This is a genomic window from Gordonibacter massiliensis (ex Traore et al. 2017) (assembly GCF_019731765.1).
In the GTDB taxonomy this organism is placed as follows: Bacteria; Actinomycetota; Coriobacteriia; order Coriobacteriales; family Eggerthellaceae; genus Gordonibacter; species Gordonibacter massiliensis.
On record NZ_JAASIO010000019.1, the window covers coordinates 49996 to 66245 of the forward strand.

Sequence of the window (16250 nt, forward strand, 5' to 3'; positions counted from 1 at the left end):
GGTGCGGCCTGGCTGCAGGTATCGTTAAGCGGAGCACTACACAAGGGAGGTACTACATGAGCGGCGACAACGTGGTATTGGCAAGGAACACCGACGACGCCCCGATAAGCCCTCTGCGTTCGCAGACCGTGGCATTCTCGCACTACAACAACATCTCGGCCCAGCTGCCCCTCGATCCGGAGACCGGCGAGATCGTCGAAGGCGGCGTCTTGGAGCAGGCCGAGCAGTGCTTCGAGAACCTCGAGGCCATCGCCCAGAGCATCGACCATTCGCTGAACGACGTCGCCCGGCTCACCGTGTTCGTGCGCGACATCCGCGACCTGGACGTCGTCGACGAGGTGTTCCGCGCGTTCTTCCCCACCTACGTCCCTGCGCGCACGGCCATGGCCGTGGCCGACCTGCCGATGGGCGCCCTCGTGCAGATCGAGGCCCTGCTGACCAACGGCGAGGGCACCATTCCGAACGAGCCGCAGGCGGGCGACCTGGTCAAGTGCACGAACAACACGCACAATGCGCCGTTTGACGCCCTGTCCACGCAGACCGTGGCCTTCTCGCACTACAACAACGTTACGGCCCAGCTGCCCCTCGACCCGAAGACGAACCAGATCGTGGTGGGCGGCGTGGCCGAGCAGACGGCCCAGTGCCTCAAGAACGTCAAGGCCATCCTGGAGAGCATCGACGTGCCCTTCGACGACATCGTCAAGGTTACCGTCTTCCTGAAGGACCTCTCAGACCTCGACGCCGTGAACGAGGTGTACACGCGCTTCTTCCCGGATTCCGCCATCGCGCGCGCCGTCGCCTACGTTCCCGCCCGCACGGTGGTGGAGGTTGCCGAGCTGCCGATGCACGCCCTCGTGCAGATCGAAGCCGTGGTGTCCCACGGCGACGGCACGCCGCCGCAGGAGGTGGAGGCCCGTCACGGCCTCATCATCGAGGCGAACAACACGCCGAATGCCCCCCTCGACCCGCTGTCCACGCAGTCCGTTGCCTTCTCGCACTACAACAACATTTCGGCGCAGATCGGCGTCGACCCCGCGTCGGGCAAGCTGGTGGCCGGCGGCGTGGCCGAGCAGGCCGAGCAGGCGCTCAAGAACATCAAGGCCATCATCGAGAACGTCGGGCACACGATGGAGGACGCCGTCAAGGCGAACGTCTACCTGAGGAACCTGGACGACCTCGCCGCCATCGAGGACGTGTACGCCCGTTACTTCACCGGCGTGCCCGCGCGCCGCGTGGTGGGCACTTCGGCCCTGCCGATGGACGCCCTGGTGCAGATCGACGCGATCTTCGGCAACGCCGAGGGCACCCCGCCGCTGGCGTAGCGAACGCGCAATCCCGCAACGGCGGAAAGGCCCTCGGATCCGACAACGGTTCCGAGGGCCTTTTTGGTCGGGCGGACGGGCTCGGACGGGTCGTCCGGCCCCGCAGCGCGTTCGCGGCGCTAGCGCGTATCGTTCCTGTCGCGGTGCTTGTTCGCGTACATCTCCTGGTCTGCCTGGCGTATCAGGTCGTTCAGCGAGAACGGGGCCTCGCTCCAGGCGGTTCCCACGGCGGCGGTCACGGCGATGCCGCTTTCGCTCGCCAGCTCGCCCATGCTGGCCTCCCATTGGCCGATCAGCCCTTCGAGTTCGGATTCCGCGCCGTCGCACGCCACCACGAGGAACTCGTCGCCGCCGTAGCGGTATCCGTGGATGCGGTCGGTGGCGAGGGAGCGGATGCCGTCCGCGACGACGCGCAGCAGCACGTCTCCCTGGGCGTGGCCCTGCGTGTCGTTCACTATTTTGAGGCGGTTCACGTCGAAGAACAGGACGCCGCAGGACGCGAGCTTCCGGTACGCGCCGATGCGCATGTGCGCGAGCTTCGTTCGGTTGAACAGCCCGGTGAGCTCGTCGCGCTCGGCCATCTCGCGCTCTTCCAGGGCCAGCTGGTCGGTGAGGTCGGTGTAGTAGCCGCTCAGCAGCAGGTTGCCGTCGCGGTCGTCGGTCACCCGGTAGAACACCTGCATGGGCACATAGCTGCCGTCGCCGCGCACGAGGCGCAGGCGCAGCGTTACCGTCTCCCGCGTTGCGATCAGGTCCTCTAACGCGCGCTTCGCCATCTCGTTGTCGTCGGGATGCACGCCGGTGAAGCCGTCCGTGCTGTAGAACTCGACGCACTCGCGGTGGCTCATGCCGCTCATGCGGCAGAACTCCTCGTTGATGAATATCGGCACCGTCCTGCCGTCGGGGCTCACCCGCTGCTGCACGAAGCCCCCGGGCATGTCGTTCATAAGGTCGCGCATGATGCGGTTGTCGCGCAGGATCTGCTCCTCGTTGTCGCGGCGCTGCAGGATGGCCGTGACCGAGTCGCCCAAGCCCATGAGGTGGCTGATGTGGGTGACGTGCCGCTTCGGGTTGTCCACCCCCATGAACCCCACGAGACGCACGCCGGCTTGCAGCGGAACGAGGATGATGCTGTCGATGCCCTGGCTCGTGATGATGCGGTCGGCGTCGATGCCGCTGTTCGCTATCGTGCTCTCGCTGTCGAGGTAGATGCTCTTGCCCTTTCGCAGCTGGCTCAGGGCGTATTCCTGCAGATCGTAGGGCACGTGCTGCAGGCTGTCCTTCTCCGGCGCGACACCCGGCGCGCACACCTCGTAGGTGTTGGACGTCTCGCGCTTCTCGTCGCTCGCCTCGAAGATGTAGGCCCGATCTCCGCCGAAGTACTCCATCGTCTTGCGGAGCGCCGAATGGATGGCGTCGTTCGGGTCGTCGCCCGTGAGCAGGCACCGGGACACGTCGTTGAGGAAGCGAAGCTGCTCGTTGGTGTCCCGGGCCAGCTGCTCGGCCCGGCGCTGGTCCGCCAGCGCGACGCTGAGCGAGCGGGTCTCCTCGTTGATGGGCGTGTAGGTGGTGTACATGACGGTTTTCTGCTCTTCTTTTTCCACGATGCGGCCCACCAGATGGAACGCGACGTAGCCGCCTCCGCCCCTCAGCACGCGGATGTCGGTTTCCATGTCGCAGTCCTGCCGGATGGCCTCGTTGATGCACCGCATGAGGCGCTCGCGGTCGTCGGGGTGTATGCCCTGGATGGAATCGTGCGCGTGCAAACCCTCTTCGCTTCGGCCGACCAGCTCCATATAGCGTTTGTTGATATGCGGCGAGTCGATAACGCCGTTCGCGCCGATTTCGAAGATGATGGCGCCGCAGGGCAGGTTGTCGAGAAGCTCCTTGCGGCGCTCCTCCTGCTCTGTTTCGGCGGTCATGTCCACGTAGTAGCCGTTCGTGTACTGAACTCCGTCGGAGTCCGTGGTGGTGCGGTAGAACGCTTGGAACTGTAGGTAGCCTTTCTCCTTGTGGAGGAACCGGGCGCGTGCCGAGAACATGGCGTCTTCCTCCATGGCCTTCATGGCCGCCCGTTGAAGCTCGGGCACGTCGTCGGGGTGCACGCCGGCGTAGGCGTCTTCGGTGTAGAGCGCCATGGCTTCCTCGTGCGTCATGCCCATGATCTCGCAAAAGCCGTCGTTGATGAACACGGGGACCGCGTTGCCGCCGGGGAGCATTTTCAGACGAACGAAGCCGCCCGGCGTGTCGTTCATCAAGCGCTGCATGAGTTCGTTGTCCTTCTTCATGCGCAGCGTGTGATCGCGCCTTGCGAGCATGGCCGCCATGTAGTCGCCGATGGCGGCCAGGGTGCTTACATGGCGGGCGTTTCTTTTGGGGTCGTCTACTCCCGTGTAGCCGATGAGCGCTCCGTCGTTCCACAAGGGGGCGAGGAAGACGCTGCGAATGCCTTGCTGTTGGAGGATCTCCTGCTCTTCTTTTCCTACGGACGAAGGGTCGTCCACGTTTTCAACGCAAACCACGCGGCCGTTGCGAAACTCCTCCAAAAGGTACTTTTGCATTCGATAGGGTATGCCCTGCAGGTTCTGTTTCTCCGACGCGATGCGAGGGGCGCACACCTCGTAGGTGTTGTCCGATTCCTGCCGCTCGTCGTCGAACTCGAAAATGTAGGATCGCTCGCCGTCGAAGTGTTCCAGTATCCTCCGTAACGCTTGGTGGATGGCTTCGTTCGGATCTTTGCCTACGAGGAGGTACCGGGAGATGTCGCCGAGGAAGAGAAGCTGCTCGTTCATCTCCCTTGCTAAGCGTATGGCTTCGTGAGGGTCGACGGGCGCTTCGGCTCTGCCTTCGCTGTCGCCGTTCGTCGGATCTGCGGGGGAGGAGGCCCTCGTCGCTTCCCCGGTCGCGTTGGTTTCGCTCATACGTGTCCTCGTTCTCGTGCTGGTCGTCTCCCCGTTTGCGGCGCCGCCGATCCGAACGGGGGTGCCGCGAAGCGCGATTCCCGCGCGGGGCCGGCTGGCGATCCGAGCGAGAACGTCGTCGCGGGTAATGCTATATTCTCTCTAGCATTCTACCCCATGATCCCGGCTTTTCATTGTTGCAGGTCAAACAAACGCCCTCGGTCTTCCGTTGTTTTAAGGTCGGGAAGACGCGCCGCGCGCCCTTCGGCGTTGTTCGAGAACGCGGAAGGGCGCGCGGATGCGGCGGTTGTTCGGGTGGGGGGGGGGCTCGCTAGCGTCTCGATTCCTTTTTGCGCGCCCCCAGGGCGATGGCGGCGGCGCTGGCGCATGCGAGCGTTGCGAGGGCGAGCGTCGCGCTCGCGCCCGAAAGCGGATCGCCGGTTTTCACCAACGCGTCCGGGACGACGGGGCTGGGGTCGACGGGCTTGGGGCTCGCGCTCACCGCCGTGGATGCGAACACGTAGTTCTGCGGGTTGGTGTTCATGGACGCCAGCACGTAGAACTTGCCTCGATGGACGGTTCCTTGGACCAAGGCCAGCGGGGAGTCGCTCGCGCGTTTGTCGAAATCGCTCCAGGCGTTCGCTTGCAGGTTGTACGTGTAGGTGTCGGCCGAGCCGGTTGCGTTGAGGGCGCCGGTTGCGATGAAGCCTCCCGCCACGGCGCCGGTGCCCCATGCCAGCCCGCCGGTTTGCGTGACGCCGGTGGGAACGGGCACGGCTTCGGACGTTGCGACGCCGTCGGCTATGCGCACGCGGTCGACGAGCTGGTTGACCGTCATGTAGACGTCGAGCTTGTACCCGTTGGTCACGAGGAAGGTGCCCTCGGAATAGGCGACCGACGCGGCGTGGCGCGTGTCGCTCAGGTCGCCGATGTGCTCGAACGAGTTCGCGTCGAGGTCGATGCGGTTGATGGCGGCGGTCTCTCCGCTTGCGGTGATGCCGCCGAACGTGTAGAGGTCCTTGCCGTCGGTGCCGATGGTGGTGAGCACGAGCACGGACGCGGGATCGTTTTCGGGGAACGAGGCGGCGAGCTTCCAAGCGGAGCCGTCGTACAGGTACAACTTGCTCGAATCGGCGGTGTAGCCGAGCACGGCGAGCTTGTCGTTCCAGTCGGTTGCGCTCATGCAGCTCATCTTCTCCGGGAGCGCGACGTAGCTCCACGAATTCGTGGATTCGTCGAAGCGCTGGATGGAATCGTAAACGGCCGTGTCCATGTTGGCGACCGTGTTCCTGGGAACGCAGTAGACGTACGCTCCGAAGCCGCACAGCTGCCAGTCGGCGCATCCTTCGATCTCCAGGGGAAGAGGCAGGTTCGCGTTGTCGAAGTACGTCACGTCGGTCGCGCGGCCCACCTCGAACAAGTCGTGCCCCTCCCGGCCGTTTGCCTGCGCGACCGAGACCATGGTCTGGCCGCCGGCGAATCCTGCGGGCTTCGCCACGGTTAAGGTCGTTTTGCCGTCGGGCCCGTCCTTGCGGCTCGACCACGTCGTCGGGGCGCCGTCGAAGGCGACGGTGGGGGCGTCGCCGAAGAAATAGCCCTCCACCTCGACGGTGCTTCCGTTGTCCGTCGCGCCGTTGACCACCGGTTTCAGGTTGCCGAGATAGCGCAGGTCCACCATGCCGCCGCTCGAGCACCGGTCGGCGAACGCGGGGTAGTCTGCAACGCATCCCTTGATGGTGGCCGCCAGCGCCTCGCCTTCGAGGCTCGGGTTCTGCTCGGCTATGACGGCGGCGGCTCCCGCCACCGTCGGGCACGCCATGGAGGTGCCGGTGCTGTAGGCGAACTGCGAGTCGTCTTTGCCCATCAGGCCCACGCCCAGGGCGTCGAGCACGGCGGTTCCGGTGACGTTGGGCCTTTCCTTGAAGCTTCCGAGCGTGCTGATCGCGCCCACATGGCACACGATCTTGACTTGGAAGTTCTTGAAGTCCGTGTCGTCGGGCAGCAGGAACGACGCCGCCGTCCAGGTGTCCTTGGTGACGGTGGCGGTGCCGGCGCGCGCGGCGGCGCTCATGCCGCCTGCGGTGTTGCGGACGTAGACGTCCGCAACCGGCATGTCGGCTTCCGACCCTTCGACGCCTCCCGTGGCCAAGGCATGCAGCGTGAAATAGGCTTTCGTGTCGCCGTCGACCGAGGCTCCCATGGAGCTGATGTCCCGTTCATCGCTCACGAGCGTTGCACCCTGCTCGGCATCGACGATGTTCACCGTCGCGGCCTGGGAGCCTTCGTAGGACCAGGCGGTCGTCGTCGCCGGCGCCGGCCCGCTCGCGGAGTCGCCTTCGTGGAACGTCCAGGCGTTCTCCTCCCCGCTTTCGAACCCGGTGTACAGGGCGCGCGCCGCATCGAATTCCGGCAGGTACTGGATTGAGTTGGATCTCGACGAGTACGTGGACAAGATGGACTGGCCGGGCGCCACCACGTCGGTCGTCCTCATGCCGTAGTTGCTGAACCTGCCGAAGTCGCCTCGGTTCGTGGCCGCGTCCACCACCACGACGTACGGATTGTGCGCCAAGGTGCTGGTCATGAACCCGAGCGTGTCGAGATTCGCGTTGGTGTTGCCCGAGCCGAAGATGCTGATGACGCCCGCCTGTCCCAGCGCGGTGATGACGACGTCCATCGCGCGTGAAACGTCGGCCATGATCCAGGAGTTGCTGGTGGCTTTGAGGTTGACTCCCAGCTGTTTGGCTTGCAGCACGTAGCCGAACGACGCCACGTAGCCGGAGACGACGCCCGGGCCGCGGAAGGCCATCAGCTGCGCGCGCTCGGAAAGGCCCGAGGTGCCCACGCCGTTCCATTCGGCGGCGATGGCCCCTGCGCAGTGGGTGCCGTGTCCGTCGGGGTCGCCCGTGCCGTCCTCTCCCGGCTTGAAGTAGTCGTAGCCGTGCTCGCCTCCGGGCAGGTTTGCCCAGGCAGGATCCTTGGGGCGGCTCCACATCTTGTTCGCCAGGTCGACGTTGGTGTTGTCGATACCGGTGTCGATGACGGCGATGACGGGGTCGGTGGGCGCTTTGAAGCCATCGTAAGTATTGGAGTTCCATTCGGCGTAGCCCATGTCGAAGCCGCTCGCGCCGTTGATCTGGCCGGTGTTTTTGTAGCCCCACTGGTAGCCGGTCATGTCGGGAGGGAGGCTTTTGCGTAGTGCGCCGGCGAGCTCGCCGGCCTCGTTCGGGGCCTCGATGGAGTTCGCCGCTATCGCGGTGTTCTCGGCCGGCGGGCTTGCGGGTTCGCTTGCGGCTTCGGCGTCGTCGGCATCTTCCGCGGCTTCGGCGCCCTCCGCTGCTTCCGTTTCGGCCTCCTCGGCAGGATCCTTCGTTTGCTCGTCTTCGAGGGTTGCCGTTTCGGCGAGGTAGTTGGGCTCGGCGAACACGACGCGTTCGTCTTGGGAAAGCTCCGCTATCAGCTGCTCGGTGGTCTTGGATTCGTCACGCACGCAGGCGATGACGTAGCCGCCGTTCAAGCTGTCGTTGGAAAGCAGGCCGATGGCCGCCGCGCCGGCGGAGGCGCTTTCGCCGCTCGAGGGCAGGTCGCCGCCCACGGCTTCCTCGACCGCTTCCTTGGGCACCTGTGCGAGTGTTTGGGCGCTCGACAGGAGATCGGCTCCGAAGGGGGCGATTCTTCCGTTGCGCGCGGGCGCGTCGGGGTAGTAGCACACGACGGCCTCGTGCTCCACGTGCGCGGCCTCGATGGGCGCAGGTGCCGGGGAGTCTTCGTCGGCGAGTGCGACGACGGGCGTGAGGGAAAGGGCGAGCGCGAGCGAGAGCGCGCAGAGGAGGAACTTGGACCGAATTCGTAGCATGGGCGTCTCCAAACTTCGGGTCATCGTTGCGGTCAGTCTAACACGACTTCTCGAGTCATTGAAATTTCGTTTCCGTCGACTATTCGTGCCGTTTGGATGCGGTATCGCCCTGCGCGGCGTTCGAGCGGTTACTATAAAACGGTTGACGTGCTGAACGGTACCCTGCAAGGAGGCTGGACATGGATGTGACGGAAAAGCGGTACTTGGAACTTCTCTCCCGGTCGTTTCCCACCGCCGCCAAGGCTTCGGCGGAGATCATCAACCTGAGCGCCATCCTGAACCTGCCCAAGGGCACCGAGTTCTTCGCCTCCGACATCCACGGCGAGTACGAGGCGTTCTCGCACATCCTGCGCAACGGCTCCGGCTCCATCCGCCTCAAGATCGACGACGTGTTCGGCGACGCCTTGAGCGCCGAGGAGAAACGCTCGCTGGCCACGCTCATCTACTACCCGCGCGAGAAGATGGAGCTGGTGCTGTCCCAGACCGACGATGCGCAGGCGTGGTACGAGGAGACGCTGCCGCGTCTCGTGGCCGTGTGCAAGCGCGCCGCCCAGAAGTACACGCGCTCCCGCGTGCGCAAGGCGCTGCCGCGCGATTTCGCCTACATCATCGAGGAGCTGATGACGGAGGACCGCCACGGCGCGGACAAGAAGGCCTACTACGCCGCCATCATCGACGCCGTCATCCGCACCGACCGCGTGGGCGCGCTCATCGAGGCGCTGTGCCTGCTCGTGCAGCGCCTGGCCATCGACCATCTGCACATCGTGGGCGACATCTACGACCGCGGCCCGTACCCCGACGTCATCATGGAGGCGCTTCAGGGCTACCATTCGCTCGACATCCAGTGGGGCAACCACGACATCGTGTGGATGGGCGCCTCGCTCGGCCAGCGCGGCTGCATCGCGCACGTCGTGCGCAACTGCGCGCGCTACGGCAACCTGTCCATCCTGGAGGACGCCTACGGCATCAACATCCTGCCGCTGGCCTCGTTCGCGCTCGACGCGTACGCCGACGACCCCTGCGTCGCGTTCGGCCTGAAGGGCAACCCCGACCTGCCGCCGCAGGAGCTGGAGATGAACGTCAAGATCCAGAAGGCCATGGCCATCATCCAGTTCAAGGTGGAGGGCAAGCTCATCGACGAAAACCCCGGCTTCGGCCTGCAGGACCGCAAGCTGCTGGACAAGATCGACTACGAGCGCGGCACCGTGATGCTGGACGGCACCGAGTACGCGCTCACCGACACGGTGTTCCCCACGGTGGACCCGGCCGACCCCTACCGGCTGACGCCCGAGGAAGAGGAGGTCATGCAGCGCCTCGAGCAGGCGTTCACCGGTTGCGAGAAGCTGCAACGCCACATGCGCTTCTTCTTGGAGGCGGGGAGCCTGTACAAGGTGTACAACAACAACTTGCTGTTCCACGCGTGCGTGCCGCTGAACGCGGACGGCTCGCTCATGGAGACGGACGTGTTCGGGCAGAAGTACAAGGGACGCGCGCTCTACGACGTCATGGAGCGCTACGTGCGCGCGGCGTTCTTCGACCCCGACCCCGAGATGCGCAAGCGTGGCCGCGATCTCTTGTGGTATATGTGGCTGGGGGAGGGCTCGCCCCTGTTCGCGAAGAGCAAGATGGCCACGTTCGAGCTGTACCTCATCGCCGAGAAGGAGGCGCGCAAGGAGGTCAAGAACCCGTTCTACACCTACCTGGACGACGAGCGCGTGATGGCCGGCGTGTTCGCGGACTTCGGGTTGGACTTCGAGACGTCGCGCATCGTGTGCGGCCACATTCCCGTGAAGGTGAAGGACGGCGAGGACCCGGTGAAGTGCAACGGGCACGTGCTCACCATCGACGGCGGCTTCTCGAAGGCCTACCAGCCCACCACCGGCATCGCGGGCTACACGCTGATCTCGAACTCGTACGGGTTCGTCCTGGCCGCCCACGAGCCGCTGGAGTCGATGCGCGCCGCCGTGGTGAACGAGCTGGACATCCACTCGTCCCGCAGCGTGGTGGAGAGCCTGGACAAGCGCACCCTGGTGGCCGACACCGACATCGGCGCCGAGCTGAAGCAGCAGATCGCCGACTTGGAGTGCCTGCTGGCGGCATACCGGCGCGGCGAGATCGCGGAGTGCGGGAAGTAGGAAGGCTTTGGTTCGGAGCGAATCTTCTCAAACATGGTAATGCATTCCAGATTTGAGAAGATTTTCGTTGCAAGGTGGAGGAAGGCGATGGCGGATCCGTTGATGTACGCGCTCGATAACGACGAGCTTGCCGTGCGTATCTCGTCGGTGGGCGCGGAGTTGCAGAGCGTCGTACGCGACGGTATCGAGCGCATGTGGTCGGGCGACCCGGCCGTGTGGGGGCGGCGTGCGCCCTTGTTGTTTCCCCTGATCGGTCGTTTGCGGGACGGGGAGTACGAGCTCGGCGGTCACAGGATCGCCGCGCCGACGCATGGCTTTTGCCGGGATCGCACGTTCGCCGTCTCGCAGGTGTCGCGCACGCGAGTGCGCTTCGAGACGACTTCCGACGCGGGAACCCGGGCTGTCTACCCGTTCGACTTCCATCTGACTGTGGATTTCTCGCTTGAGGGCGGCACCCTCGTCAAAACGCATACCGTGGAGAGCACGGGCAGCGTTCCCATGCCGTTCGAGCTTGGCGGTCACGAGGCCTATGCGACGCGCCTACTGCCCGGCGAGCACATGGCCGACTACCACGTGCGCTTCGAGGGCATCGACAAGATCGAGATGTTCGGGATGGACGAGGCGGGCATCCTCACGCTGCCGAAGATCGACGTGCCGCTGGAAGACGGCCGCCTGACGAAGACGCCCGAGCAGCTGGGCATCGACACCATCGTGCTGGAGAACGTGCCCGGCAGTGTAGCCACGCTAGCTTGCGCCAAGAACGGCCATTCGGTCACCGTGGAGTTCCCCGACTTCCCCTACCTGGGCATCTGGACGAAAGCAGGGCAGGATGACGCGCTCTACCTGTGCATCGAGCCGTGGTCGGCCCTGCCCGACGCCCGCTTCTCCCCGCGCGAACTGGCCGAGAAACCCGGCGTGCGCACCCTCGAGCCGGGGGAGAGCGCGACGTTGACATATAGGATGACGTTTCGCTAGGAGGCGCTATGGATGAGAAGCACAGGTGCTCGTGGGCGGGCGATATTCCGATATATGTCGACTACCACGACAACGAATGGGGAAGGCCCACCCATGACGATCGCGAGCTGTTCGAGCTGTTGGTTTTGGAGGGCGCGCAGGCGGGTCTCTCGTGGCTGACGATCCTGAAGAAGCGGGAAGCGTACCGCGAGGCGTTCGACGGCTTCGACCCTGCCAAGGTGGCGCTCTACGACGAGGCGAAGATTGAGGAGCTCATGGCGAACGAGGGAATCGTCCGCAACCGCCGCAAGATCGAGGCGTCCGTAGTCAACGCGAAGCTGTTCCTGGACGTGGTCGAGGAGTTCGGAAGCTTCGATGCGTTCATATGGGAATACGTAGACGGCGAACCCATCGTGAACCACTGGGAAACCCAAGCGGACGTGCCGGCAACCACGCCGCTCTCCGACCGCATCAGCAAAGACCTCAAAAAGCGCGGCTTCAAGTTCGTCGGCTCCACCATCGTGTACGCCTATATGCAATCCATCGGCATGGTGAACGACCATATTGTTGATTGCTTCGTTTATCAAGAGACAGCGCGTCGGTCGAGCGGAAAGTAGCTTCGATGAGATCGCGGATGCGCTTGGAGGGAGCTTGGCAGCTCGATTCGCCTCGCTGCGTTATTCGCTGATAGCCTTAGCCGCGCAGTTGATCGCTGCTTTAATAATGAACGGATGGGCCTTCCTTACGAAAAACCAGTAAAAGCGCCCAAACATGTTGTTTATCTTCATGATGGTCGTGCAGCGCACGGTTTGCTTGCCATCGACGGTTATGCTCGTGAAGAACGCAAGGTGCCTGTCGCTCTTTCCGAGGATCGTTTCGTGGGCATCGGTTCGTATCACGGGAAACGAGCCGATCATGTCTTGATCTTCTTCGCCCCTCTTCTCGTAGCGCGCCATCAGGAAGTTTCTCGCGTCCATTAATCGCGCGACAATCCAAGGACTGCCCTTTCCCGAAAAAATGGCTTCCGCCCAAGCTCGCGAAGAGGCGCCGCTGTCGCTTGCGGGTAATTCCCAGCAGTCTTCCCATGTGAACTCCCTGCAGAGCTTTACGAGATTGTCGCTTGGTTGCGGTTTTGCTTTTCGCGCACGTGTTTCCATATGGCCTCCTGCCGCCTATACTGTCACCTTGAGAAACAAATGTGTCTTAAAGTTTTCCATGACGGGGCTGGCTGGGTCAATCCGTGTGGAACAGATCGAAGGAAGTGTGTCCATGAAGCGCAAGGGCCTGACAAAGGATGCTTTGGCGAATTACCTCGTCGAGGCGTTTTTCGAACTCCTCGACGAGCGCCCGTTCTCTCAGATAGCCGTGGTCGATATCGTTTCTCGAGCGGGCGTCAGCAGGTCAACGTACTACCGCTGCTTTTCTACACGGGAAGAAGTAGCCAAGCGCTTCGTGACGGATCTTTTGGATGAATGCTTCGCCGAATTCGAACGAGCGACACGGACGAATGAGGGCGCATTGCAGAATCTGTGGCTTCAGGTGTTGTTTACGACGATGGAGCGGAGCCTTGATAAGATCAGGCTTTTAGTGAGAAACGGGCTCTCCGGTTTGTTTCTTGAGGTGATGAACGAGCGTTTCGCCGTTGACGGAGAAGCAGGGCGCGATATTTACAAGTTACGCTATCACCTAGGGGGCTTATACAATTGCTTCATTCAATGGGCGAGCGACGAAGCTCGCATGCCTCCGAGCGACATGGCCGATCTCGTGATAGCCTCGCTTCCAAAAAACTACGTGCCTATTCTTCCGATGATCGAGAATGCTTCGGGCTAGCTATTTGCCAAAAACGCAAAGGGTGGGAAGCGCAGTTCCTCTTCACCTATCCGTCTGTTCCAGCTGTAGCATGCGCTGGCCGATAGAGTCTTCGAGCCGGTGTGCTACCAGGTTCACCATCGCCGATCCATCGCGGCCGTCGATGTCGCGCACGAACGAATCGATGGCTCCGTAATAGGCGCCGACGCCTGCTTCGTCCGCCTTGAGACTGATCGGCGGATATCCCGTACCCATGAGCATAAAATTGAGAAGCACGCGCCCGGTGCGGCCGTTTCCGTCTTGGAAAGGGTGTATGTCCTCGAATACGAGGTGGAATAGCGCCGCCGTCTCGATAGGGGTGCCGTTTTGTCGCGCCGCCCATATGATCAGGTTGTCCATGAGATGCGGCACGCGCGCCGGGGGCGGAGGGAGCATGGGCGAAGAAGTGATGTAGCGCTGGTCGTAGCGATACTCACCTGGATCGCAGTCCTCAAGGTGGGCCGATGCGGCTCGATGGATCGCGAGAACGATCTCGGTCGAGAGGGTCTTTTTGCTGCGAACCTGTTCGACCATGAGGTCGAAGGCTGCGGCGATATCGAGAATCTCAAGGTGCTCGCTCAGGGGCTTGCCGGGAATGGTCGCATCCTCTTCGAGCACGAGGCCGGTTTCCTTGAGCGAGAGCGTGTTTCCCTCGATGCGCGCCGTGGTGTGCACGAAATCCACTTTGACGGCTTCGAAGATGTGATCCTCTTCCGTTGGGTCGAAGCCGTGGCTCGCGAGGATGGCCTGCTGATCTGCAAGGCGGAAGAGGAGTGCGTTGTCGCTGGAAGGGGCTTTCGGCTCGATGTCGAATCGCCGGAGCTGGCTTTGAAGTCGACGCAAGTATTCGTAGCGTTCATCGGTAACGCCGTACATCTTCTCGTAGCCGGTGGCGTATTCGAGACTGCTCATATCCTGTTCCGCCATGCGAGAGCCCTTCCATTCTTAGCCGCACATGCTGTGCGCAACGCGATGATTCTACCATGTTGATTGCGATGAAGGGCTTGGCGGCGGTCGAAGGACGTTTTCGTTCTCTTCGAATTGCAGACAAGATAGCGTTGGCTTCAGCTGGGAACACGGTGAAGGGCAACGTCGCCATGGTCTCTCGATTCCGTTTGAAGAGGAAATAGGGAGGCCTTTTCGCCGCCTTACTCCCACTCGATGGTGCCGATGTTCGACGTGAGGTCGTACACCACGCGGCAGATGCCGGGAACCTCGTCCAAGATGCACGTGGTGGATTGCTTCGTGTGGAGAGAGTTGGCTGTCGATCAGGTGGGAAAGGGTGAGGAAAGATGTGCGAACGTGTTTGCGAGAGGTCTCTTTTCGTATCGGGCGGGAAAAGGGTGAAGCTGCATCCGAGCTGCATACCATCCCATCGACGAGAAAGCTGAGATCGTTGAGGTTGTGACACTGGGGGCTAGGCAGGAGCAAGGTGCTCGCAGTCGCTGCATGGCAGACAGAAACCGAAACAAAAGAATCCAGGGGCAACACGATAGAAACGAGAAGCGAATTCTCCTGGGCATTTGAAAAGACGATGGCGAGAGAGCATCGCTTCTCTCGCCATCGTCCATACTGCATGTCTATCTGGCACGGCGCACTATTCGATTGGCCGCCCAAGCAGCTGCTCGCTTCCCGTTATTAAAGGGATTCCTGCTTCGTCGAGCAAGGGGATAGCTCTCCACAGGCGTTGATTCCGGGCACGATCTCCGTATACGATAATAAGATCCCACACGAGGGAGATCACCTCCTCTGTTGAATCCCATGGGCTAGTATACCATTCTGCTGTTCTACTCCCACTCGATGGTCCCAATCGGCTTCGGCGTGAGGTCGTACACCACGCGGCAGATGCCCGGCACCTCGTCCAGGATGCGTGCCGTGATCTTCTTCAGCAGCGCCCAATCAAGCTCTGGGACCTCGGCGGTCATGGCGTCCACCGTGTTGACCGCGCGGATGATGGCGGGCCACTCGAAGGCGCGCACGCCGTCGCGGACGCCGGTGGCGCGGAAGTCGGGCACGCTCACGAAGTACTGCCACACCTTGCCCTCGAGGCCGGCCGCGGCGAACTCCTCGCGCAGGATGGCGTCGGCCTCGCGCAGCGCCTCCAGGCGGTCGCGCGTGATGGCGCCGAGGCAGCGCACGCCCAGGCCGGGGCCGGGGAAGGGCTGGCGCTCAACCATGGACTCGGGCAGTCCCAGCTCGCGGCCGATGACGCGCACTTCGTCCTTGTATAGCAGCTTCACGGGCTCGCACAGCTCGAACTGCAGGTCGTCGGGCAGGCCGCCCACGTTGTGGTGCGCCTTCACGCCGTCGGACTCCAGGATGTCGGGGTAGATGGTGCCCTGCGCGAGGAAGCTCACCTCGTCGCCCACACGGCGGGCCTCCTCCTCGAACACGCGGATGAACTCGGCGCCGATGATCTTGCGCTTGGCCTCCGGCTCGGCCACGCCGTCGAGCAGCTCGAGGAAGCGATCCGTCGCGTCGACGTACACGAGGTTCGCGTCCAGCTGGTTCTGGAACACGTCCACCACCTGCTCGCTCTCGCCCTTGCGCATGAGGCCGTGGTTCACGTGCACGCAGATGAGCTGCTTGCCGATGGCCTTGATCAGCAGCGCCGCCACCACCGACGAGTCCACGCCGCCGGACAGCGCCAGCAGCACCTTCTGGTCGCCGACCTGGGCGCGGATCGCGTCGACCTGCTCGTCGATGAACGCGTTCGCCAGCTCGGGTGTGGTGATTCGCTCCATATCCTCGGGGCGCTTGTTCGAATCCATGCGGGACCTCCTCGTGTTCGACCCGGCGCGGGCCGGTTTTTCTCGTGGGGAGATTATAGCGGAAAGCAACGCCGTTCGAGAGGCAGGTGGGGGCGAACTCCCGGCATTTCGCCCGATGGACGGGCGGGTGCCTGGGTGCTCGATACCGTCGGAGTCTTGCGGCGGGTTGGTTGTGCCCGGTGCGTTGAAGATGCTGTCAGCGCTCATGCGTGCATGAGGTAAATGGCGCGCTGTCGGAGCCTGCCGGTCGGCCGATTGCGCCCGGTGCATCGGAGATGCTGCGGGCGCGCATGGGGGCATGATGAAGATGGTTCTTTTCCAAAGCCGCTTGTGACGGGCAATCTCCAAGTTTCTGTCAACGAAGCGCATGGTTTCTTCGGGTAAGGGGGCTCCGCTGTTAAAGAATATGACCGATGAGAATCGGTGAAGCCTCCTTTATGCAAATCGTGGGTTGGGCGACAATCGTT

General features: G+C 63.0%; 10 protein-coding genes. 5 read left to right on the top strand and 5 right to left on the bottom strand.

From position 1 onward, the window contains the following. Positions 1-56: 56 nt before the first annotated feature. The gene (locus tag HCH03_RS15675) at positions 57-1322 is read left to right on the top strand and encodes a Rid family hydrolase (protein WP_221690242.1); all 1266 of its coding nucleotides are present in this window, start codon (positions 57-59) and stop codon (positions 1320-1322) included. Between the two features lie 119 nt (positions 1323-1441). Here the strand turns inward: HCH03_RS15675 and HCH03_RS15680 are convergent, their stop codons facing one another. Beyond that, positions 1442-4114 (bottom strand): PAS domain-containing protein, encoded by a 2673-nt coding sequence (locus tag HCH03_RS15680; protein ID WP_221690243.1) that lies wholly within the window; start codon positions 4112-4114, stop codon positions 1442-1444. 439 nt (positions 4115-4553) lie between these two features. Then, the gene (locus HCH03_RS15685; protein WP_221690244.1) at positions 4554-8075 is read right to left on the bottom strand and encodes a S8 family serine peptidase; all 3522 of its coding nucleotides are present in this window, start codon (positions 8073-8075) and stop codon (positions 4554-4556) included. 179 nt (positions 8076-8254) lie between these two features. Between HCH03_RS15685 and HCH03_RS15690 the strand changes: the two genes are divergently transcribed. The 3 genes from HCH03_RS15690 (at position 8255) to HCH03_RS15700 (ending at position 11781) form a co-directional block, all read left to right on the top strand. Further along, complete coding sequence (locus HCH03_RS15690; RefSeq protein ID WP_221690245.1) at positions 8255-10210, top strand: fructose-1,6-bisphosphatase; 1956 nt, start codon at positions 8255-8257, stop codon at positions 10208-10210. 87 nt (positions 10211-10297) lie between these two features. Further along, a complete protein-coding gene (locus tag HCH03_RS15695; RefSeq protein ID WP_221690246.1) occupies positions 10298-11185 on the top strand; it encodes an aldose 1-epimerase family protein in 888 nt (295 codons plus the stop codon). Positions 11186-11193: 8 nt separating this feature from the next. Beyond that, entirely contained in the window at positions 11194-11781 is a 588-nt protein-coding gene (locus tag HCH03_RS15700; RefSeq protein WP_221690247.1) for a DNA-3-methyladenine glycosylase I, read from the top strand. Between the two features lie 60 nt (positions 11782-11841). Here the strand turns inward: HCH03_RS15700 and HCH03_RS15705 are convergent, their stop codons facing one another. Next, positions 11842-12321 carry a DUF2867 domain-containing protein gene (locus HCH03_RS15705; protein WP_221690248.1) on the bottom strand — a complete coding sequence of 160 codons (480 nt, stop codon included), beginning with the start codon at positions 12319-12321 and terminating at the stop codon, positions 11842-11844. Positions 12322-12433: 112 nt separating this feature from the next. Here HCH03_RS15705 and HCH03_RS15710 point away from each other — a divergent pair, with 112 nt between their 5' ends. After that, complete coding sequence (locus HCH03_RS15710) at positions 12434-12994, top strand: TetR/AcrR family transcriptional regulator (protein ID WP_221690249.1); 561 nt, start codon at positions 12434-12436, stop codon at positions 12992-12994. 42 nt (positions 12995-13036) lie between these two features. Here the strand turns inward: HCH03_RS15710 and HCH03_RS15715 are convergent, their stop codons facing one another. Both HCH03_RS15715 and guaA read right to left on the bottom strand, forming a co-directional pair. Beyond that, positions 13037-13939, bottom strand: coding sequence for a Fic family protein (locus HCH03_RS15715; protein ID WP_221690250.1), 903 nt, complete (start codon positions 13937-13939; stop codon positions 13037-13039). An 860-nt stretch (positions 13940-14799) separates the two neighbouring features. Continuing rightward, positions 14800-15783, bottom strand: a complete 984-nt coding sequence (gene guaA, locus HCH03_RS15725) for a glutamine-hydrolyzing GMP synthase (RefSeq protein WP_221690251.1) — start codon at positions 15781-15783, stop codon at positions 14800-14802. Positions 15784-16250: the final 467 nt, after the last annotated feature.